The organism is Pandoraea vervacti, assembly GCF_000934605.2.
Taxonomy (GTDB): Bacteria; Pseudomonadota; Gammaproteobacteria; order Burkholderiales; family Burkholderiaceae; genus Pandoraea; species Pandoraea vervacti.
Genome location: NZ_CP010897.2, coordinates 3477167 through 3497916 on the forward strand (window position 1 = coordinate 3477167; position 20750 = coordinate 3497916).

At 60.5% G+C, this 20750-nt stretch carries 20 protein-coding genes, 1 tRNA gene and 1 pseudogene; 7 read left to right on the forward strand and 15 right to left on the reverse strand.

Annotated features, from left to right (window positions below; all coding sequences use genetic code 11):
• Positions 1–23: 23 nt before the first annotated feature.
• The 3 genes from rpoZ to UC34_RS15275 form a co-directional block, all read right to left on the reverse strand.
• A complete protein-coding gene (gene rpoZ, locus UC34_RS15265) occupies positions 24–230 on the reverse strand; it encodes a DNA-directed RNA polymerase subunit omega (RefSeq protein ID WP_039397582.1) in 207 nt (68 codons plus the stop codon).
• 90 nt (positions 231–320) lie between these two features.
• Entirely contained in the window at positions 321–998 is a 678-nt protein-coding gene (gmk, locus tag UC34_RS15270; RefSeq protein ID WP_044456211.1) for a guanylate kinase, read from the reverse strand.
• Between the two features lie 5 nt (positions 999–1003).
• The gene (locus tag UC34_RS15275) at positions 1004–1933 is read right to left on the reverse strand and encodes a YicC/YloC family endoribonuclease (RefSeq protein WP_044458240.1); all 930 of its coding nucleotides are present in this window, start codon (positions 1931–1933) and stop codon (positions 1004–1006) included.
• A 213-nt stretch (positions 1934–2146) separates the two neighbouring features.
• On the opposite strand from UC34_RS15275, the gene rph reads away from it, so the two are divergent.
• The 3 genes from rph to hemW are packed head-to-tail and all read left to right on the forward strand — an operon-like array spanning position 2147 to position 4721.
• Complete coding sequence (gene rph, locus UC34_RS15280) at positions 2147–2875, forward strand: ribonuclease PH (protein ID WP_044456212.1); 729 nt, start codon at positions 2147–2149, stop codon at positions 2873–2875.
• 2 nt (positions 2876–2877) lie between these two features.
• Entirely contained in the window at positions 2878–3495 is a 618-nt protein-coding gene (gene rdgB, locus UC34_RS15285) for an RdgB/HAM1 family non-canonical purine NTP pyrophosphatase (protein WP_044456213.1), read from the forward strand.
• A gap of 5 nt (positions 3496–3500) precedes the next feature.
• The gene (hemW, locus tag UC34_RS15290; RefSeq protein WP_044456214.1) at positions 3501–4721 is read left to right on the forward strand and encodes a radical SAM family heme chaperone HemW; all 1221 of its coding nucleotides are present in this window, start codon (positions 3501–3503) and stop codon (positions 4719–4721) included.
• 142 nt (positions 4722–4863) lie between these two features.
• Here hemW and UC34_RS15295 read toward each other — a convergent pair whose 3' ends face one another.
• Positions 4864–6603, reverse strand: coding sequence for an acyl-CoA synthetase (locus tag UC34_RS15295; protein WP_157123205.1), 1740 nt, complete (start codon positions 6601–6603; stop codon positions 4864–4866).
• 325 nt (positions 6604–6928) lie between these two features.
• Between UC34_RS15295 and UC34_RS15300 the strand changes: the two genes are divergently transcribed.
• Positions 6929–7018: transfer RNA gene (locus tag UC34_RS15300), tRNA-Ser, on the forward strand.
• A gap of 314 nt (positions 7019–7332) precedes the next feature.
• Here UC34_RS15300 and UC34_RS15305 read toward each other — a convergent pair.
• From UC34_RS15305 to UC34_RS15320, 5 genes are all read right to left on the reverse strand, one after another.
• Positions 7333–11109, reverse strand: a complete 3777-nt coding sequence (locus UC34_RS15305; protein WP_044456216.1) for a hypothetical protein — start codon at positions 11107–11109, stop codon at positions 7333–7335.
• Between the two features lie 639 nt (positions 11110–11748).
• A complete protein-coding gene (locus UC34_RS15310) occupies positions 11749–12450 on the reverse strand; it encodes a DUF4145 domain-containing protein (RefSeq protein WP_044456217.1) in 702 nt (233 codons plus the stop codon).
• A 220-nt stretch (positions 12451–12670) separates the two neighbouring features.
• The gene (locus tag UC34_RS25875; RefSeq protein ID WP_237165119.1) at positions 12671–13126 is read right to left on the reverse strand and encodes a tyrosine-type recombinase/integrase; all 456 of its coding nucleotides are present in this window, start codon (positions 13124–13126) and stop codon (positions 12671–12673) included.
• Positions 13127–13282: 156 nt separating this feature from the next.
• Entirely contained in the window at positions 13283–13756 is a 474-nt protein-coding gene (locus UC34_RS25880) for a hypothetical protein (protein ID WP_237165120.1), read from the reverse strand.
• Positions 13746–13967 (reverse strand): DUF4224 domain-containing protein, encoded by a 222-nt coding sequence (locus UC34_RS15320; RefSeq protein ID WP_044456218.1) that lies wholly within the window; start codon positions 13965–13967, stop codon positions 13746–13748. Before UC34_RS15320 ends, UC34_RS25880 begins: the two co-directional genes overlap by 11 nt.
• A gap of 1296 nt (positions 13968–15263) precedes the next feature.
• Between UC34_RS15320 and UC34_RS15330 the strand changes: the two genes are divergently transcribed.
• Entirely contained in the window at positions 15264–15443 is a 180-nt protein-coding gene (locus UC34_RS15330) for a hypothetical protein (protein ID WP_044456220.1), read from the forward strand.
• A gap of 45 nt (positions 15444–15488) precedes the next feature.
• Here the strand turns inward: UC34_RS15330 and UC34_RS15335 are convergent, their stop codons facing one another.
• Entirely contained in the window at positions 15489–15737 is a 249-nt protein-coding gene (locus UC34_RS15335; protein WP_044456221.1) for a hypothetical protein, read from the reverse strand.
• Positions 15738–16272: 535 nt separating this feature from the next.
• Here UC34_RS15335 and UC34_RS15340 point away from each other — a divergent pair.
• Complete coding sequence (locus UC34_RS15340; protein WP_072617486.1) at positions 16273–16689, forward strand: DUF6088 family protein; 417 nt, start codon at positions 16273–16275, stop codon at positions 16687–16689.
• 42 nt (positions 16690–16731) lie between these two features.
• Here the strand turns inward: UC34_RS15340 and UC34_RS15345 are convergent, their stop codons facing one another.
• From UC34_RS15345 to UC34_RS15365, 5 genes and pseudogenes are all read right to left on the reverse strand, one after another.
• Positions 16732–17073 carry a BrnA antitoxin family protein gene (locus UC34_RS15345; RefSeq protein WP_044456222.1) on the reverse strand — a complete coding sequence of 114 codons (342 nt, stop codon included), beginning with the start codon at positions 17071–17073 and terminating at the stop codon, positions 16732–16734.
• Entirely contained in the window at positions 17060–17326 is a 267-nt protein-coding gene (locus UC34_RS15350) for a BrnT family toxin (RefSeq protein WP_044456223.1), read from the reverse strand. The genes UC34_RS15345 and UC34_RS15350 overlap by 14 nt, the downstream gene beginning before the upstream one ends.
• 359 nt (positions 17327–17685) lie before the next feature.
• A pseudogene (locus UC34_RS15355) lies at positions 17686–18027 on the reverse strand (ArsC/Spx/MgsR family protein); the annotation flags it as partial.
• A gap of 24 nt (positions 18028–18051) precedes the next feature.
• Positions 18052–18711: a carbonic anhydrase gene (locus tag UC34_RS15360; protein ID WP_044456225.1), complete on the reverse strand. Its 660-nt coding sequence runs from the start codon at positions 18709–18711 to the stop codon at positions 18052–18054.
• Between the two features lie 132 nt (positions 18712–18843).
• A complete protein-coding gene (locus tag UC34_RS15365; protein WP_044456226.1) occupies positions 18844–19581 on the reverse strand; it encodes an aspartate/glutamate racemase family protein in 738 nt (245 codons plus the stop codon).
• A 118-nt stretch (positions 19582–19699) separates the two neighbouring features.
• Between UC34_RS15365 and UC34_RS15370 the strand changes: the two genes are divergently transcribed.
• Complete coding sequence (locus UC34_RS15370; protein ID WP_044456227.1) at positions 19700–20503, forward strand: helix-turn-helix domain-containing protein; 804 nt, start codon at positions 19700–19702, stop codon at positions 20501–20503.
• Positions 20504–20750 lie beyond the last annotated feature (247 nt).

Consider the following 20750-nt stretch of genomic DNA (forward strand, 5'->3'; position numbering starts at 1 on the left):
ATCGCATCAGTGCAGTCTCCCGATCAGAGCGGCACTTTCTTGAGCATCTCGATGCCAACCTGACCGGCCGCGATTTCGCGCAGCGCGACGACAGTCGGCTTGTCCTTGTTGTTCTCGAGCTTCGGCGTGTGACCTTGCGCCAGTTGGCGGGCGCGGTAGGTCGCAGCGAGAGCGAGCTCGAAGCGATTCGGAATTTGTTTCAGGCAGTCTTCAACGGTAATTCGGGCCATAAGGAGGTTCCTTCTCAATATAAGGCGTATTCTATCGCAGCCGGCGCGCACTCGCGCAAAACACGAGGGTCGTCGGCGAATGCGACGGTGTTACTCGTGTTCGTTCGGTGCGTGGATGTCCAGATCGGTGAACAGCGTCTTGTGACGTGCGTACTGCGAAGCAAAGCGCAGGCGCACTGCCGTGAACACCGATTGCAGTTGGTCGAGCGCGCGCTGGAATTCGTCATTGATGATGATGAAATCCGCCTCCGGCGCATGCGCGATCTCGCCACCGGCAGCGAGCAGGCGTCGCGCAATGACCTTCGGCTCGTCCGTGCCGCGCTTTTTCAACCGCTCTTCGAGCGCTTCGATGGACGGCGGCAAAATGAAAATGCCGACGGCATTCGAGAAGCGCTTGCGCACCTGCTGCGCACCTTGCCAGTCGATTTCCAGCAAGACATCGCGGCCCTCGCGCATCTGTTCTTCGATCCACACGCGCGAGGTGCCGTAATAGTTGCCGTGGACTTCGGCACTCTCCAGAAACTCGCCGCGCTTGCGACGCTCCAGAAATTCCTCGACGGAGATGAAGTTGTAATGCACGCCTTCTTTTTCGTTCGCACGCGGCGCACGCGTGGTGCACGAGATCGACAGGCGAACGTCGCGATCCTGCGCGAGCAGTGCGTTCACCAGCGTGGACTTGCCCGCGCCCGAGGGGGCGACCACCATGAACAGATTGCCGGGATACTCGGCGTGCAAGGGGGGCTGCGGGGGGTGTGATTGCGAGGACATACGACTTACTCCAGGTTCTGCACTTGCTCGCGCATCTGCTCGATGTAGAGCTTGAGCTCCATCGACGCATCGGCGAGTTCCTTCGAGGCCGCCTTCGAGCCGAGCGTATTCGCTTCGCGATTGAGCTCCTGCATCATGAAGTCGAGCCGTTTGCCCACCAATCCTCCCTTGTCGAGGATATGGCGGGTTTCCTTCAGGTGGGCATCGAGACGCGTGAGCTCTTCCGCCACGTCGATACGCACGCCATACATTGTCACTTCCTGACGAATACGTTCTGCGATTTCTTCCTTGCCAGGGGCAGCCGAGCCTTCCGGCACGACGATGCCCAGCGCTTCCTGCAGACGGTCCACGATCTTCTGCTGATGGCGCGCAATCAGCTCCGGCACGAGCGGTTGCAGGCCCGTGAGAATCGTTTCCATCTTTTCGATGCGCTCAATCAGGCTCGCCTTGAGCTGCGCGCCTTCGCGCTTGCGCACTTCGACGAGATCGCCGATGGCCGCGCGACCGGCGTCGATCACGGCATCGCGCAGCGCTTCGGCCGTCACCGACTCCTCGCCGAGCACGCCCGGCCAGCGCAGAATCTCGCCCGTGCGCATGCGCTCGGCATCGGGGAAAATCGCAAGCACCTGCTGTTCGAGATCGGCGAGTTGTTTGACGGCGTCGAGATTGAGCGCACCGTTGGCGCCGCTCTCCGGACGTTGGACGTTGATGCGGATATCGACCTTGCCGCGCGAGAGTTTGCCGGTGAGCGCTTCACGCAGCACGGGCTCGCACGCACGCGCTTCTTCGGGCATGCGAAATGCCAGATCCAGAAAGCGGGAATTGACCGTACGTAATTCGACCGACACGCTCGCGCCTGCGGCTCCATCGGCATGCGCAATGTCGCGCGTGACGCTGGCGTAGCCGGTCATACTGTAGATGTTGTTGTCTTTCATCGGGGTGACCGGCACCACAGCGCCGCGCAGCTTTTTCAGCGGGGCCATGCAGCAACCGGTTTCGCATGCAATGGATGAAAGGCGATTATCGCATTTTCCGGCCCGGCGCTCCCGAATCCGCACACGGTGGCGGCGCACTGCCGGCATGCCAAAGGCGTTTAGCGATACCATTCGGGTATTACCGCATTAATTCACCTCGCAGGACACTCACTCATGACCCAGATCACCCGCCCGGACGGCCGTGCGCAAGACGCACTGCGCCCCGTGCGCATCACCCGCCAATACACCCGCTACGCCGAAGGTTCCGTGCTGATCGAATGCGGCGACACCAAGGTCATCTGCACGGCCAGCGTCGAAGAGAAAGTACCGGGTTTTCTGCGCGATTCGGGCCAGGGCTGGCTGACCGCCGAGTACGGCATGCTGCCGCGCGCCACGCACACACGCGGCGATCGCGAAGCCGCCCGTGGCAAGCAAAGCGGACGCACGCAGGAAATCCAGCGCCTGATCGGCCGCTCGCTGCGCGCCGTCTTCGATCTCGAAAAGTTCGGTGCGCGCACCCTCCAGATCGACTGCGACGTCATCCAGGCCGATGGCGGCACCCGTTGCGCGTCGATTACCGGCGCGTTCGTGGCGGCACACGACGCCGTCTCGAAGCTCATCGCCGACGGCAAGCTCGAAACGTCCCCGATCCGTGCCCATGTCGCCGCGGTCTCCGTCGGCCTGTATCAGGGCCAGCCGGTACTCGACCTCAATTACGCCGAAGACTCGGCGTGCGACACCGACATGAACGTCATCATGACGAGCGCAGGCGGTTTCGTCGAAATTCAGGGCACGGCCGAAGGCGAGCCGTTCACGCGTGCGCAAAGCAATGTGCTGCTCGATCTGGCCGACGCCGGCATCCGTCAACTGATCGACGCGCAAAAGCGCGCCCTCGGAGTCTGACGATGGCCATGCAGAAAATCGTGCTGGCCTCGAATAATCCGGGCAAGCTGCGCGAGTTCGCCTCGCTGTTCGAACCGCTCGGCATCGAACTCGTGCCGCAGGGCATGCTCGGCGTGTCCGAGGCCGAGGAGCCTCACGTCACCTTCATCGAGAACGCGTTGACCAAGGCCCGCCATGCGGCCGCCGCCACCGGCCTGCCCGCGCTCGCCGACGACTCCGGGCTGTGCGTGCCGATCCTGGGCGGTGCGCCCGGTGTCTATTCCGCGCGCTACGCCGCACGCGCCGGACGCGAAAAGTCGGATGCCGCGAACAACCGTCACCTGATCGAACAGCTCGCGCCGCACGCAGACACGCCCGGCTACCGTGACGCCTACTACTTCGCCGCGCTCGTGCTCGTGCGTCACGCACAGGACCCGCAGCCGATCATCGCGGAAGGCCGCTGGGACGGCGAAATCGTCGACGACGCACGCGGAGCGCATGGCTTCGGCTACGACCCGCACTTCCTGATCCGCTCGTTGAATCAGACGGCCGCCGAACTCGACCCTGCCGTGAAAAACGCTCACAGTCACCGGGCGCGCGCGTTGCGTGTCCTGCTCGAAAAGCTGGGACGGGAGGCGTAAGCGGTATGAGTCAGTCAGCGCTGCCCGTGCAGAACTTCCTTCGGCCCTGCAAGATCAGTCTGCCGGCATTGCCGCCGATGTCGCTGTACGTGCACTTTCCGTGGTGCGTTCGCAAATGCCCGTATTGCGACTTCAATTCGCATGAGTGGCGCGGCGAAGGGGGCGCGCAGGCGTTTCCCGAGCAGGCGTATCTGGACGCATTGCGGCAGGACCTCGAACAGGCGATGCCGCTGGTTTGGGGGCGTCCGGTGCACACCGTCTTCATCGGCGGCGGCACTCCGAGCCTGTTGTCGGCGGCAGGACTGGATCGATTGTTGTCCGATCTGCGCGCCCTGCTGCCGCTCGACGCCGACGCCGAAATCACGATGGAAGCCAACCCCGGCACGTTCGAGGCGGACAAGTTCCGAAGCTTCCGCGCGAGCGGCATCAACCGGTTGTCGATCGGCATTCAGAGTTTCAACGGCGAGCATCTGAAGGCGCTCGGGCGCATTCACGATGGCGACGAAGCCCGTCATGCGATCGAGATTGCACAGGCGAACTTCGAGAACTTCAACCTCGACCTGATGTTCGCGCTGCCCAACCAGACGCTGGCGCAGTGTCAGCAGGACGTGGAAACGGCGATCTCGTTCGCCCCGCCCCATTTGTCGCTGTACCACCTCACGCTCGAGCCGAACACGCAATTCCACAAGTACCCGCCCACCGTGCCGGACGACGACACCGCCGCCGATATGCAGGACTGGATTGCGCAGCGCACCGCCGCAGCCGGTTATGGGCGTTACGAGGTGTCCGCCTATGCGCAGCCGCATCGACGCGCGAAGCACAACCTGAACTATTGGGAGTTCGGCGACTACCTTGGCATTGGCGCAGGAGCGCACAGCAAGATTTCGTTTCCGCATCGCGTGCTGCGTCAGGTGCGTCACAAGCATCCGCAGCGATACATGGAGACGGTGACCGAGGGCAATGCGATTCAGGAAGAACGCGAGGTCGATGCCCGCGATCTGCCGTTCGAGTTCATGCTCAACGCCTTGCGTCTGACCGATGGCGTGAAGAGCGAACTTTTCGCCGATCGCACGGGTTTGCCGATGGCGAAAATCGCCAGGGCGCTTGCTGCCGGCGTCGAAAAGGGGCTGCTCGTCGACGACCCGCAACGCATCGCCCCCACGGCGTTGGGGCAACGCTTTCTCAACGACCTGCAAGGGATGTTTCTGGAGCGCGACGACAAGTAAGCGTCGGGCAACGGCACGAACCCAAACGGCGGGACATCTTTACAGAGGATGTTCCGCCGTTTGATTTGGATGGTTTGATTTGGATGCCTTGGCTGAAAATCACTTGAGGCGGGTCGCTTGAGTTTGCCCCAGACCGCTCAAGTCACCCCAGCGCCGCCCCCATTTCCCTGAGCGCCTTGCGAATGATCTTGCCGGTCACCGTCATCGGAAGCTCCGGCAGGAAGACGACCTTGCGCGGGTACTCGTGTGCGGCCAGACGGCGCTTCACGAACGTCTGGATTTCCCTGGCAAGCGCATCGGACGGTTCGTGCCCTTCGCGCAGCACAACGAACGCTTTGACGATCTCCGTGCGCAATTCGTCGGGCTCGCCAATGACGGCGGCGAACTGCACCGACGGATGTCGGATCAGGCAGTCCTCGATGGGGCCCGGGCCAATGCGATAGCCGGCGCTGGTGATCACATCGTCCGAGCGGCCGGTGAAGGTGATGTACCCGTTTTCATCGACGAATCCCGAGTCACCCGTGAGCAGAAAGTCGCCGCGATATTTCTCCATCGTCGCGTCGGGGTTGTGCCAGTAGCCGAGGAACATGACCGGATTCGGTCGCGCAATGGCGATGTTGCCGACGGCGCCGGTGGGCAGCGGCGTGCCGTCGTCGTCCACGATGGTCACGGCGTGTCCGCGCACGGCGCGCCCGATCGCGCCCGGCAATGCGGGAAACTCCGCCGCGCATGACGACACGACCATATTGCATTCCGTTTGCCCGTAGAACTCGTTGATGTCGACGCCGAGATGCTCGCGCCCCCATGCCAGCAATTCCGGGCCGAGCGATTCGCCGCCGCTGGCGACCGAGCGCAATTGCAACGGCCAGTGCTCACGCGGCGACGGCACGGTGCGCAGCATCTTGAGCGCGGTGGGTGGCAGGAACGTGTTGCGCACACCGTGACGCGCCATCAGATCGAACGCCGCAACGGGGTCGAACTTCTCGAACCGTCTGGATAACACAGGCACGCCGTGATGCAACGCCGGCAACAGAACATCGAGCAGTCCGCCGATCCATGCCCAGTCCGCTGGCGTCCAGATCAGGTCGCCTTCCTGCGGGAATCCGTTATGCGACGTCTCGACCCCGGGCAAATGGCCGAGCAGGACCCGATGCGCGTGCAACGCCCCTTTGGGTTTGCCGGTGGTGCCGGAGGTGTAGATGATCAGCGCAGGGGCGTCGGCGCGTGTCTGAACGGGCTCGAAATGCGCATCGCGCGACGCGATGGCGGGCCACAGCGCGAGCAGCCCGTCCTCGGCGACGCCCCAATCCTGATCGTCCGCCACATGGTGATGTGCTTCGGGCAGGTCGTCGTGAACCACGTACACGAGACGCAGGTCGGGCAACTCGGCGCGAATGTCGTCGATCTTGCCGATGCTGGCCAGATCGGTCACGAGCACGGCGGCGCCCGAGTTTTGCAGGCGATAGGCGAGCGCTTCGGGACCGAAGAGCGTGAATAGCGGCACGGCGATGGCGCCGAGCTTGTAGGCGGCGACGTGCGCGACGAGCGTGGCGGGCGACTGGGGCAGAAAGATGCCGATGCGATCGCCCGCTTTCACGCCCTGGGCGCGCCATTCGTTGGCGAGCTGATTGGAGAGTTGTTTCAGGACATCGAACGTGAGTCGCACGTGCGAGCCGTCTGCGCTCTCGTGCACGAGGGCGAGCCGGTTGGTCCCGTCGGCCCATTTATCGCAAACGTCGACGCCGATGTTGTAGAGCGTGGGAATCTGCCAGGAGAATGCGTTGGCGGTGGGGGCGTCGTCGGTCGGGGCGAGTGCCTTGCGCTCGCCACTGGCGTCATTTGACGTCTCTTGGGCGGGGGCGCGGGAGGTGTCGGCATCCATGCGGTTGTCTCCGGGTCATGTCTGGCCTCGCACGGTAACGCCGGGGGCGTACACCGCACGTCATTCGGGAATGATGCATGCGGGACGGGGACAAGACAAGGGGTGACGGGGGAAACACTAGGAAATTAGCGGGGTGTAGCGTGATTTCGATGCAAAGATGGCTTCACATCATGGCATGAGCGGGTATAATGCGCGCTGCCGTGCGGTACTGGCCTGCGCCGGAGCGCCAGCGATTCCGGCGCCGATCCTCCCGGACCGCACGCATCTCAAGCTGTCGTCACGACAGCACCTCGAAGCCACGACCTTGCGTCGTGCACAACGCCCCGGAGGCGTGCCAGAGTGGTTTAATGGACCGGTCTTGAAAACCGGCGAAGGGGTAACCCTTCCGTGAGTTCGAATCTCACCGCCTCCGCCAGAATTTCCGTGTTTTCACGGTAGTGCCTACTGACATCCGTAGGCGGTGCTCCGCAATTTTTTTGGGGATGCTCCGCAAAACGGCGAAATTGCACCGTATGTGCTCTTTTGGATGAGGTCCTTCGTCGGCGCCCAAATGCGTAATCAATAGCTGCTTCCGACCCTAAGCAGCTGTTCGGCAGCGGTGTGCCAAAACCGGCCATTCGCCCAGCGCGAAGCGGTCAGGAAGAAACGCAAAGGTCGGCGGGCCTAGCCTAAGCTCCGCGAAAGCCGCGATCGGCGTCAGAACCCCGCTGGGGATGCACGGATCAGTGGTTATTCGAAACTCTGCTCGCCTCTCCGATCGCGCTTGCTCTCATGTTCGATCCAGCGTTCGAGTTCGGGCAGCATGTCGGTGACCCGTTGCCGAACCTCGCCTCCAACATTGTCACCCAGCGTTGTGATAGCCGCGCGACGCCGAACCAGGATATCGGCGAGCGAGCCACTCCAGCTGCGCGGATGCAGCCGCGACCAGATATCACCGAGGAACGCCAGCTTGTCTGGCGCGTGGTCCAATATTTCCAGGAAAAGCGTGGAGACACCGTTCTCCTCTTCGCCCTGCTGCCGCTTGAACATGGGGATGCTTTTGCCAAGCAGCGGATAGCGCCGATCCGGATCGATATTCGCCCATTGAACAAGGGTCTCGGCGCCGACATCTTCCACCGGCGTGCCAGACCCGAAGCCCCCCTCAAACAGCCTCCGATTTCTCGGCCTGAGTTCGGGGAGCAGGAGTTCGTCGAGTGCGACCAGGGGATGGATCTCGAAGATCGCCTTGAGGACATAACCAAGATCGTAGGACGAGAGATAGTCGGTCTCCAGTCCGGCCCGGACGCGAACGCAGATTTCCCGCAACGTCGCCTCCCCATCAGGTCCGGCGCAGCAGACCCGAATAACGGTATGCAGCCCAAAATCGCGTAAAGACTGATTCTTTCCAAAGTCAGCGCGCAGTAGCAGCTCACGGCCAATAATGATCAAGGATGGCGCACGTTGACGGCCTTCTTCCCGATCGCGGTAGAAGTGCATGTGCAATATATCAAGCGCGATCTCGACGCCGTCGGCCAAATTGCCGATGTCGGTGAGTAGCAGGCCAAGCGCGTCGGGTGGAGACTCCACAACACTGCCATTGGCGATGCTTTGAAAATTCCGCGCCGAAAGGACGCCACGTTCGATCGCACGCCGAAGCCGCGCTATGCCTTGGGCATCTATAGCAACACGCGCCTGAAGATACGGCAGACTCGCGGCAAGATCGGGATTCTGGATCACATTCTCTAGCGTAGCGTTGGCAAAGGCCGAAGCCTTGGCGTGCGCGCCATGGATGAACCCGCCCAGCACCGTCGCATTCCGGCTGTCCGCCTCGGCGGCGGAGAAGAGGTCCAGCAGTTCACACCACATCGCATCAAGATCGGCGGCACCATCCGACAGACCAATGCCGCATTCATAGGCGCGCTGCGGATTTTGTTCGACGAGCAGTTCGGCAATGAAGGTGGCGCGCGTCTCCGGGTCGTGCGCGAGTGCGGTGCCGATCTCTTTCGCCTGCAGGGAGGCGCGCTCATAGGGTTTCATGACGTCGCCGTCATCCGCATCGCCATCAGCCACATCCCAACCGAAACTGTTGCCCCGCAGTACGACCGCACGGGCCTGATGGAGAAGATCGGTGGGTTTCAGGTGTTCGATGAGCGCAACGAGACGGGCGCGCACCTCATCCGGCATCGCGTCGCCCGCGAAGCGCAGCGCTGTGCGGAAGCCGATCCACCCCTCGATCCAAGGTCGCTCGGAAGAAAAATGGGTCGCTGCCCGTTCGAGCGCATCGTGGGAGGCGCCGAAGCGCCACAGCTCTCTTATGCGGCGGGCAAGGTGGTCTCTGGCGTTTTCGATGATTGGCGATAGCTCGACCGCCAGGTCGACCGCGCCGTTGTACCAGGCCCAGATGTCACCGTAGGTCGGCGGGTGCCAGCCATAGTCCCGTGACCGGGCGCCGAAGTCGAAGTCGCTGGATGAACTGAAATGGTGCGCCTTCAGCAGCGCATCGAGGGCGACGCCGGCGCAGCGCACCAAAGCCGGATCACCCGATTGAGCGAACCGGCGAACGAGCGCTCGCCGCTGATCTGGTAAAGCCTTGGTGCCGGACAGGTGCAGGTGAAACAGCTCGGCGAACATGTCCGACGCCGAGTTGTTGTGGTGGTCGGGCGATTCAGCGGAAAGGAACCGCGCAAGCAAGGTTGCCGCGCGGTCGAACAGCGGCGGATCGTAAGCGAGGAGCTTGATCAACCGTATCCATTGCCGCCGATTGCTCGACTGCGGATCGATGATCTCGCCGCCATCTGGGCCGGCAATATCACGCCCGATCCTCGCGAGCACGGCATCGGGCTCGACCGGGGCGATGTTAGCGATGATCTGAAGGCCGTCTTCTCCCAATGCCGCAAGATCGCCGAGTGGCCCGTCGGCACGGAGCCAGCGCTCGACCGCGGCCCGCGCCTCGGCGCTGTCGTGCAGATAGCCGAGGCGGCGCGAAAGGGACTTCTGCATCCGCGTTGTAAGCGACGCACAGAAGCGATCGAAATCGGCCGGCGGTATGCGTTCAAGGGCGAACCCGGCGAGCGGGTTGGCGATCGCATGCGGCAGGATAGCGCGCCACCGTCCCCGCAGTTGCGCGATCCCCCGCTGCCGAAGCGCGTTCAGCGCCGCATATATCGCCGCCACTGGAACACCGCGAATAGCGGCGACCCGCGCGAGTTCACCGCCTTCCGAAGTGTCCTCGCCATCGATCGAATAGAGCAGGGCAAGGTCTTCGGCAGCGGAAAGCAGATCCCGGTCAGGCTCGTTGCGTTGATGAAAAATCCGCTCGAAGAGGTCGCGGCTCTTGAGCTTTCCCAAGGTTTCGCCTTTTCCGAGCGTGTCGGCGAGAGCGCGCGCCACGCGGAAGTTTCCTCCGCTGAACTCCGATATGGTTCGCCGGTCGACCTGCGTCACATTGGGGAAGGTCTTTTCCAGCCACTGCGCCACCATTTCGGGCGATGCCGATTGCAGGCGGAAGACCTCGGTACGCTCGGGCTCGTCGTCGCGAACATCATATTCGACAGTTAAGAGACTGACTTGGCTCCCAGCTTCCGAACAGATGCGGGCCAGTTCGCTGTGCGTCGCCGGGTTACAGTTGTCGACGATTAGGATCGCGCGTCGTCTTGCGATCACCAGCTGGCGCGCCATGTCCCGTGCGGTCGGGTCAGTCTCCTCCGAATAGTCGGTATAGACGGCGAACCCCGGATCGAGCGGCACCTCGCCCACACCTTCCTCGAACAGTGCCTGCACGAGACGAGTCTTTCCGAGGCCGGACAAGCCGATCAACCGGATACATTGGCGAGCTTTGGTCAGAGAGACGCGAAGCCGGGCGATACCCTCGCCGATAGTGAGTTGCTCGCGGTCGCTAGTTCTCTCATCGGTTAGGCAGGCCTTGTCGTTGAAGAGATAGGGCGTCTCCTCGCTCACGCCGACGCCGCACCAATCGCCGATGCTGCTCCAGCCCGACATACCGATGCCGAGCCGCGTGCGGACCCAAGCGGCGATTCCGGGATAGTGATTGACCCATGTCGCCAGCCGGTCGCGATCGTAGAAGTCGCTATGCAACTGCCCGGCCTCAGGCAAATCGTCGAGCTGCGCCCGGATCGCATCGCGACGATCGCTCAGCCGCTTGTCTGCGACCGATCCTTGCGCGCTGACGATAATGTAAGCGCCGGAGCGAGCGGCGAGTTCGGCGATGACCGGCCGTAGTACGCCGCGAGGACGCATCTCATCGCGGATTGCGCTCGCTGGCATGTCGGGCTTTTTTACCTGAAACCCTGTGTGCTGGCGCGGCACGAAATCCGGCCTCGGTAGTGCGGGCCGGCACTCGACCCGGACGTCAAGCCCGCCATCGGCCGCATCCTGATTGCCGCCAGAGGTTACCGACGAACTGGGGCAACCCTGCGCCCGCAATTCTGCCAAGGCGAGACGTGCGACGAGTGTTCGCAGATCGGCGTCATTGAGCTCGGCGACTTGTGCGCCAGTAATTTCGAACATCGTTCTTCAACACCCTTTCATCAAGTATAGGAGAGCATGCGGGAGAACAAAGAGCGGTCAAGCGATAGTTGGTCCGCCACGGCCGCGACCGAACTGCCAGTTGTTCCGTCGCCACGCATGGTGCCTGCGACTGGCTTGCTGAGCTGGCGCTCCAGCGCCGGTGGCCACGGCACGAGCGCGAACTCGCGCGATCCGGCAGAAAGGCTGTTGGGTCGCCATCCGCGCGATTTCTTCTAGGTGCTGAGCACCTGAATCGTCTCGAGATGCTTTAGCGCCGCGCTATCTAGGCCGTTCGTGAAGAAAAAGCGTTTGCCTTTTACGTCGCCGAAGAACTTCTTGAACCGATTGACGGTGGCGTTGGCATCGCCCCCGCCGGTGGTGCTGCCTATGCTATTTCTTCGAGAATGATCGGCGGCCTCGAAAGGGCCAGCCTGAACAAATGTCCATTCAGCACGATTTGCGGCTCAGAAGCTGCCAGTGTGTTTCCAGCCCAGTTTTTTCCTTTTCCCTTAGATCGCCTTGGTGATCGCCGAATGTCAGCTGTTGGCCGAATACCGCCGATCACAAACGTCGGCCTCCGACCCTGAAGAGACGTTTGTGTGCCCGTAAAGCGACCATTCGAAATGACATAACGCGAAGCTACCCAACGTCCTTATGCCGTGCTGCCCTTCGCTCTTTGGCTATCTGAAGGCGCTTTGGCTCGGTATACAAACGCTCGAGCAGCTCATAAGCAAATTCGTGCAGGTCCTCTGCATCCACCTCTGTTAACGTTCCATCGTGGGCACCGTCGTTGCCATCGTCCTTGACACAGGCAGCAAGCTCGCGCAACGCTTCTGGCAACCTCCCTGTGTCAAAGAGCCACGCCAGCCGAAACCCAAGGCTCCCGCGTATTCGTTTAGTAAGGCCATCGACGTCGTCGGCAGGCATCAGCGATTTCGTTGCAAAGTCGAGGCACAACCGGAACATTGTGCCCGCCGCGTTGTAACACTTCACGGCCATGCAGGTGGCACCTTCCTTGAACGCAGCTTCGATATCTGCCGGAAGATATTCTGGAGGCTGCTCGGCGTTTTCGTCCTTAAGACTTAGGTATCCTTCGACCGTAAAGTAGTCGTTCAGGGTGCCGGCAAGGGCTCCAAGACCGATATTACGAACATTGACCTGAGATGCGGCTGAGGTTTGCGCCAAAATAATGACGCTGCCGTCGTGGCACTTCCGGCAAATGCAGAACGCTTCATACCAGTGCTGCCAGCCATATTCGATTCGAGAAAAGTTTTCACCAGCCAAATCCAATGTGATGTGTCCAGCCCCGCAGCGCGGACAATCGGCAACCAGTTCCGCCATCTCTTTTTTTCCTTTGTCTTGTTGGGTGTCAGGCTCACACGCAAACATAACTCATCCCGTAGGAGAGGCTATCCGATTATCTACGATTCGGCCGTCGATCTCGAACGTCCGCTTCTGACCGAAAGCGGTTTCGCATATATGCCCCCCCCAAAAAAGCTACCTTAACGCTCTGCAGCCGCTATCAACGCAGTTGCGTATAGATATAGGCGATCCAAGATAGTCAGCGCGTCGGCTCGACTTTAGCGCCTCGACGATTCCGCATATACCGCTCTGTGGTCGCAATATTCGTGTGCCCAAGTTGCTTCTGCGCAGCACGTATATCGCCAACATCATCGGCCTTGTCCGTACCTGCTTTCGCTCTCAGGTCACGAAACTGATATTTTTTCGGATCGGCCAACCCAGCTTCCTGGCGCGCTTCCACAAACATCGATTGAATCGACTTTAAGCCAACACGCTGCCCACGCTCGTTCACAACAAGGAAAAGACTTCGCGGATTATGACTCATTTTTTGCTTAGAAATCCGATCAATCGTTTCCTTTAGTCGCCCCGTTATTCGGATTCTAACCTTGGCGTTTGTCTTGCCCTGCTGGATTATCAGGCATCCATCCGCAATATCGCATTCGCTCATTTTTAAAACGTCGGACGGGCGTTGGCCGGTCAGATATGCCAGATCCATCGCATCGCGTAACGGCTGGTGAGCGTTGGTGTGGATTAGGTGATATTCGTCGTCCTCGATATAAACGTCGCGCGGACGTTCTTTGTAGCCCTTTATTCCTGCGCAGGGATTCGGTTGATCCGTGTTTCCCCACTCTCTCGCCTTGTTCCAGATGTGCTAAAACAGAGCCTTCTCTCGGTTCGCCCTCACCTGACCTTCCGTGCCCTTAGCTTCCTTGCCGCTCGCCCGAAGGGCATCCACAGTACTTCGCACTCGCCAGTCCAAATATTGACGGACATTGATCGGCTTGATCTCGTCCAACTGAGCCGGTGGGTCGTCAAAAAACGCATAGAGCTTTGCCAACATTGCCCGATCTCCCTCGCGGGTCTTGAGCGCCTTCGTCGGCAAAACCTCCCGCACGTATCGCTCCGCAACGTAGCGGAACGTAATCAGCTTTCGATGAATCGGTTTTGCGTCCGCTTCAAACTCAGTCCACTTTCGCACCGCCTGTACGAAGTCGGAACCAAGGGGAATTTCGCGGCGCGGTTTGCCGCCAGCGTCGTAGTAGTAGTAGAAAACTCGTCCGCTTCGTTGCGTTCGTGCACGCATGCCCTTCGGCAAATTCAAATTCACACTCGGCTTACGCCCCATGCTCGCCCTCCAGTACACGAGGCACCCATCGAGGCGTGCTAACTACTGCCTCGCCACCTCGGCCTTCGATAGCCACTCGCGCCACTATGGGACGCCCACCTGCGTTCAGAAAGAACGGAACACCCATGCGTCTGAGAGCCTCTGCCTGCTTGGTTTTGATTTGCCTGCCAGTCAGGTACTGAACCTCTTCCCGGGCTAAAAATGTCTCCATTCTCGTTATCTCGTTAAGTGTTACGGATATAAATTTAGGGCACGCTTCGCGCGCCCCCGCCGTCCTCGACCCTGCGGGCGGCGGCGGTCGCCCGAAGCGTCCTAATCATCACCATCTGTGCCACTCCAAAAGTCGAAAGGAAAAACCGTTTGCCATTGAACTGCGGTCGCACAGACGGCAGCGCTCCGGCTAACGTCATCGGCACTACCCGCTGCTCGGTCGCGCGAGTCGCGCTGGGCCGCGCGTCGACGGCCCCGACGCTGCAGAAGCACTCGTAAAAAATCGCGGCTTCGGCCACGGCAGCGACACTCCCGACGCTGGACGCCCTTCTCTGCCATATCTGCCTGGACCACCTGAAACCTATGGCGATGCGACACGTCTGCACATGCATGGAAAAACGACGCAAAGGTCTTTACCTGAACCTCCCTGCGCGGACTCCGTACAGTCGACAAGACAACAACCGATCGAACACACAGCCCTCTAACTTCGAACTCAGGAAATCAATGGCGACTGCGCAGCGGAAATGGCAGGAGCCAAATGTGTGAGAAAAGGATGTGGGCAGCCACGCACCAGCTAGGAAAAACGCACACGTCACAATGACCGCCTCGCTAAGACCGTCGGGCATGCGCTAGTTGCGTAGAGGTGTAACGCTACAATACGGGCACCCAAGCAATCGTCTCTCCACGGTCCAAAGGCGAATTCCGGAAGGCATTCGCCTTTGGTCGTTTCTATGTCACAGATGAATGTCGTGCCACCACCACCGAAGGCGCTGAGCTTCAGCTTTCGTACAGCGCATGTCGTCCGGTGCGCAGATGCCATCCACTCCGCGTTTTCGGTGACAGCAACATTGAGTCGCATGACCTCACGTCAACATGGACAAACCCTGTTCGATAGCGACGCGACGCTCAGTCATGCAGGTTCAACGGCACAGCACCGAGCCAGCGACATCTAAAAATTAGGCCAGCCTAAATTGTAGGTTTCCATGCTTGAAAGGTATTTGGGGATATTCCGATATGCGTGAGCGTATTTGCGAGCTCATCGAGCACGTCACCGACGCAGACCGATGTTGGCGCGATATGGAGGACTTCACGGGCATACCGTCGAAGCGGTGGCAAAACGTTTGCCGATGCCTGCAACGTCCAACGTCTGAAATGTTCGAGGCCATCGGCAGAGTGTGGCCGCAGTTCGCGTTCTGGTTAGTGACAGGACGCACCGACGAAGGCAGTGGACACACATCTCCCGCAGCCGAGCAAGCGGCTAGGAACACCCGGGAGGTCGGAAAGCGGGATAACTGCAATGACGCAACACTCTAAGCAAGATGTCCGCGTGGATGCCAGAAGTGCGGACGGTGACCACGCGTTCACGAAGATGCGTCCGGCCACATCGACCGTACTTGCGGCACTTGCCGTCTATCGCTCAGATATCACTTCGGATCAGGTCGCCACGGCCGCCGCTTCCGACAAACGAGACGCGTAACGCCCCTCTGTCCACAACCGCGGGCATGGCGACCACCCAGCGAGTTCAACTGGGCATAAGCGCGGACGTATCCGCGAAACTCAGGTCGTCGTCCAATCGTTGAGCTACGTCGAGAACCTCATCGGCAAGATCGCCCATTTGCTCGAAGTAAGCGTTCGCAAATTCCTGCGGAATGGATTCAGCGTTTTCTTGATTTGCCGCGACCATGCAGAGTGCGACGAGACGTTCGGACAGGCTCTGAATTTTGTCGAGAGAGTCGCGAACTGCGTGGGAGGTAGATACGAGGGATTTCATGCGGGGCACTCCTGCTAACCGTTTGAATCCCGCACACACGTTCAATAAGAGGGTGGGCGGGCATTGGACTAGGTTTGCAGACCGCAACGAACAAGGTTCAACGGCACACCTTACGGTGTCCCAATCCAAGCCCACCCACAGAAGACGTGCGGTGGTCATGCACACGATGGCCGCAAACATCGCGGCCGTGTGCCCTCGAACTCGTTGTCGGGCTGCAAATCCCGGTCACGTTTGGGACGTGACGATTAGAGAATATTGGCCCGCGAACCGCATGACAACGGCTAGGAGGCGCGACTTTACATGACTTCGCGCTATTCAGACAGATCCTTAGAAAACTCTTGGGACGTATCTGACGAATCAGCACTTTTTGAGCGCGCGAGCATCTTCATCAACCGAACCGAAATGCTTTCGCAACGCGGTTTAATCAACCATCGTACCCAAGCAACGTATCTGCAAAGTGAGCGTGAAGCGGCAATCGAGCCCCCTTCGGCCCTTACAGTTGAGGGCCGAATGTTCAAGCATCATAAGAACGACTATGAGCCCAAAAGACGAACTGGCAGCTTTGGTACGCAAGAGCAGAGCAAATGTTTTCCTGCGCTCCGACTTCTCGTCATTGGGAAGTGCAGCGCAACTTAGTCGTGCGCTGCGAGAACTCATAGACTCGGGGGTAATCGTCAGACTGGGGCTCGGGGTGTACGCGAAGGCAAAACGCAGCGCCCTATCAGGCAGACCAATCCCCGTTCGTCCGATCGAAGTTCTTGCGCCACAAGTGCTCAAAAGATTCGGCTTCAGGACATACCAAAGCAAACTGATCGCTGTATACAACGCAGGCCGTTCTACGCAGTTGCCCGCGAACATAGTCATCAATACTGGTACCCACCGAATTGTCCGTAAACTTGGGTTCGGCAGGCAATTCATTCAGTATGAAAACAGCGCCGGAAAATCAATGTGACACGCCTGCACTGCGAGCAACGGCAGAACTCAGAGGTCTGCATCACACCAAATGCGGATGCTCTGCGATGAACTGCTGCAACGCCACGTCGATTCTCGTTTGCCAGCCGCGACCGGATGCCTTGAAGTACTCGACAACTTCCGGCGACAGCCGAATGTTGATTCGCTCCTTCGTTTGATCGGCCTTGGGTCGACCACGAGGCCGCAGCAGTTTCTCAGACGCTTCTTCGCCAACAATCCCCGGCAATACCTCACTCGCAGGTTTCGCCTTAGCGAAGCCCTTTTTCGTCCATTCAGGATTATCTAAATCCTGACGGCTCTGCTTTTTGAGTTTGGCATCCTCGACCCGAGTGGGGAGGATCGTTCCCGGCTTAAGTTTCGGCATAGCGTTTCACCTCTCGCGAATTCGCCTTGCGCAAGCTGATGACATGTATTTTTTCTGCGCGAGGCGTGAAGACCAATGCGAACAACCGATCACCGATGTACCCGAAAGCTCGGTAGCGGCGTTCGCCGTAGTCGACTCGGACATCCTCTTCGATCACAGCGCTGTCCCATTCGAAGTCTTGGGCCATCGTGAACGGCGAACCCCGTTCCTGCACATTCCGTTCACTTTTCGCTGGGTCGAAACTGATATCCATGGGCATTTATTGTACCCACAAAAATTCTCAATCGGCAATTATTTTTTGTGGCGACAAAAAATCAAGAAATTTCCCGACCTCCTGCTACTCAATCCCCTCAATTACCGCTCCGCAACGCTTCCCCCACCCCCAGCAAACACGCGGGTTTCCAGCCGATCACGTCCCGCCGATTTCGAAGCAATCCACCACCTAACCCCTTACCCCACAACGTTTTCCCAGCCAGACTTGAAAACCGGCGAAGGGGTAACCCTTCCGTGAGTTCGAATCTCACCGCCTCCGCCAGAATTTCCCGATTTTTTCGTAGCGACGCCCGCAGACGCCGCAACGCGGCTGACACGCGCCAACCAAACACGCGCCCGTCACTTGACCCGCCGCCCCTCACCATCAACCACGACCTCCCCGTCTTCCTTTACGAACGGTCCGTTCTGGGGGGCCGGCAAGATCTCGAGCGCGACCTCGGAGGGACGGCACAGGCGCACGCCGAGCGGTGTCACCGCAAACGGACGATTGATCAGAATGGGATGGGAGAGCATGGCATCAAGAAGCCGGTCGTCGGAAAGCGACAGATCATCCAGCCCCGGTTCGGCGTAAGGCGTACCCTTCTCGCGAATCGCTTCACGGACCGAGAGACCCGCGTCCAGAATCAGACGTCGCAATGTCGCGCGGTCCGGCGGCGACCGCAGGTATTCGACGATCGTCGGTCGCCGGCGGGGCGTTATTGGGTCCTAGCGGCCGTCAGCTTTGCGCGACGCCACCGCCACGGTGCTCGGCGAATCGGCCAGCGGCACGAACTTGCGCGTAGCGCCGTCGAGGGCGTCGATGCCCCCAGTGCCGATGTCGTAGACCCAACCGTGCAGGTTCATACGCCCCTGCTCCAGCGCGAGCGCCACGGACGGATGGGTGCGCAGATTTGCCAATTGCGCAATGACGTTCTCGCGCACCAGCCCATCGAGCTTCGCGTCCGGCGTATCGAACGAATGCGCGGCATTGATCGCTTTGGCTGCATCGGCGTGACGCAGCCAGTTGGCCACCGCCGGCATATGGTCCAGACACGTGCAACGCGAGATGGCCCCCATGGCCCCGCAGTCGGAATGCCCACAAATGACGATATCCTGCACGCCCAATACCGCCACCGCATACTCGACCGTGGCGGACACCCCGCCCGGCTCGGGGCCATAAGACGGCACGATGTTGCCAGCGTTGCGAATGACGAACAGCTCACCGGGTTCACGCTGCGTCAGCAGTTCCGGCACGACGCGACTGTCCGAGCATGTCACGAACAGCGCCTTGGGGTTTTGGCTGGTAGCGAGCCGTTTGAATAGCTCGACACGCTGAGGAAAAGCTTCGCGCTGAAATCGCAGGAAGCCATCGATGATGTCACGCATAGCGAATCTCTGAGTTAAGACGCCGACACTGGCGGGCTCCGTGGTGCAAACCACGCCCCGGTTGCCGGTCGCTCATTATCCCCTACCTTTGCCATGCCAGCCCAACGGTTTCACCGGATACCGGCGGCGGCGTCAGCTTGCGGGTCCGGCGTGCGCGTCGCGGTTGCCGTTGCCGTTGCCTTGCAGCGCAAAGTCCACCGCCGCAAGCGCGTGCAGCGTGGTCGTGTCGAGCAAAGGCAGCGCGCTGTCCCCGGCATTGACCAGCAGGGTGATTTCCGTGCAACCGAGCACGATGGCCTGCGCGCCCGCCGACGCCAGCTTTGCCATGATCTTCCGGTAAGCGTCTCGCGACGCTTCGCGAATAACGCCGACGCAAAGTTCGTCGTAGATGATGCGATGAACGACCTCGCGATCCGGGGCATCCGGCACGATGACGTCCAGGCCGAACCGCTGCGTGAGCCGCGCCTTCATGAAGTCCTGCTCCATGGTGAAGGCCGTGCCCAGCAACCCGATGCGCTCGATGCGACCCGATTGCGCCGCCTCGCCCACCGGATCGGCAATATGAATGAACGGGATCGTGACCGCCCCCTCGATCTGCGCGGCTAGCTTGTGCATGGTGTTCGTACATAGCACCACGCATTGCGCACCGCCCGCTTGCAGACGCCTCGCCGCGTCGGCCAGCAAGACGCCGGCGTCGTGCCATCGCCCTTCGTGCTGGGCGCGCTCGATCGGGCCGAAATCGACGCTGTACATGAGCGTTTGCGCAGATCGCAGCGGCCCCAGCCTCGATTGAACGGCCTGATTGATTATGCGATAGTACTCGGCACTGGATTGCCAGCTCATTCCACCGATAAGACCGATCGTTCGCATAAGGACTCCTGTCGTCGAATGTGTCGATGCGCGGCAATTTGCCCCTGTCGGCAATGCCGGTCTATCACGAAATTTCCGCGCCGGGCCGATACGCCGGGCGCATGCTCAGGAACGACGCATGACGGCAAGCGTAACCAGGCAGGCACTGGCGGGGCACATCACGGTCCGGCTACTTCCGGCTGCCCCCTACAGCGTCAGCGATCCGAGCGAATGCGAGACACTCGGCATTTCGCTGAGTCGTCAGCGCGGAGTCCATGCCATCAACGCCGATCGTCGTTCGGATTTCGATACGCCGCCCGGCGTGCTGGCTTACGCGCCGGCGGGCACCCATGTGTTCTCGGAGTCAGGCGAAGGCGGCGAATATCTCGTGATGCGGTGGTCGTCCGGGACCGACGTCGGCGCCCGAATGCAAGTCAGCACTCGCATCGAAGCCCCGGGACAGCGTCAGGCGCTGGCGCTGGCTTTCGCGATTCGACACCAACTGCTTGCCCCGGCCCCGGACCCCTTACAGCTCGACGAAACCGTTCTGCGATTTCTTGCCATGTCGCCCGCCCTCGTGGCGCAGGAAAGCGCGACAAGACCGACAAGTCGCGAAACTCGGGTCGTGCCGAGCGCCGTTCTGACGAAAATCCACGATGAGTTCTCGCGGCCGCTCGCCCTTTCCGAACTCGCGGCCGACGCGGGCCAGACCGAACTTCAGTTTCTGCGACAGTTCACACGGGCGACCGGCATCACCCCGCACGCCTATCTCATGGAAATCCGGCTGCAAGCAGCGCGCAGGATGGTGGCAAGCACCGACGCGCCGCTTGCCGGCATCGCTGCCGAGTGCGGCTTCTCCCATCAATCCCATATGGGTCGCATGTTCCGCGCCTCGCTGGGCCTCACGCCACAGCAATATCGCCAGACGCATCGCCGCCATTGACGGCCTGACGCTACCGGCACCGCCTGCGCCACAGCACACGCCGTCGATGCAGCAGCGCCGTGGCTGCCCTTGCCCGCCCCTCCCGGCCACGTCCCCGCCATCATATCGACGCATCTTCATCGCCCGAGTCTTATATAAGACATAAGACATTTGACCTTACCTGCCATAGGGACTAAAATCTCCGCAAAAGCAGTACTGGAACAAGCCTCGGAGGCCTCAAAACCTCCCCCGAAACGCAACATCAGCA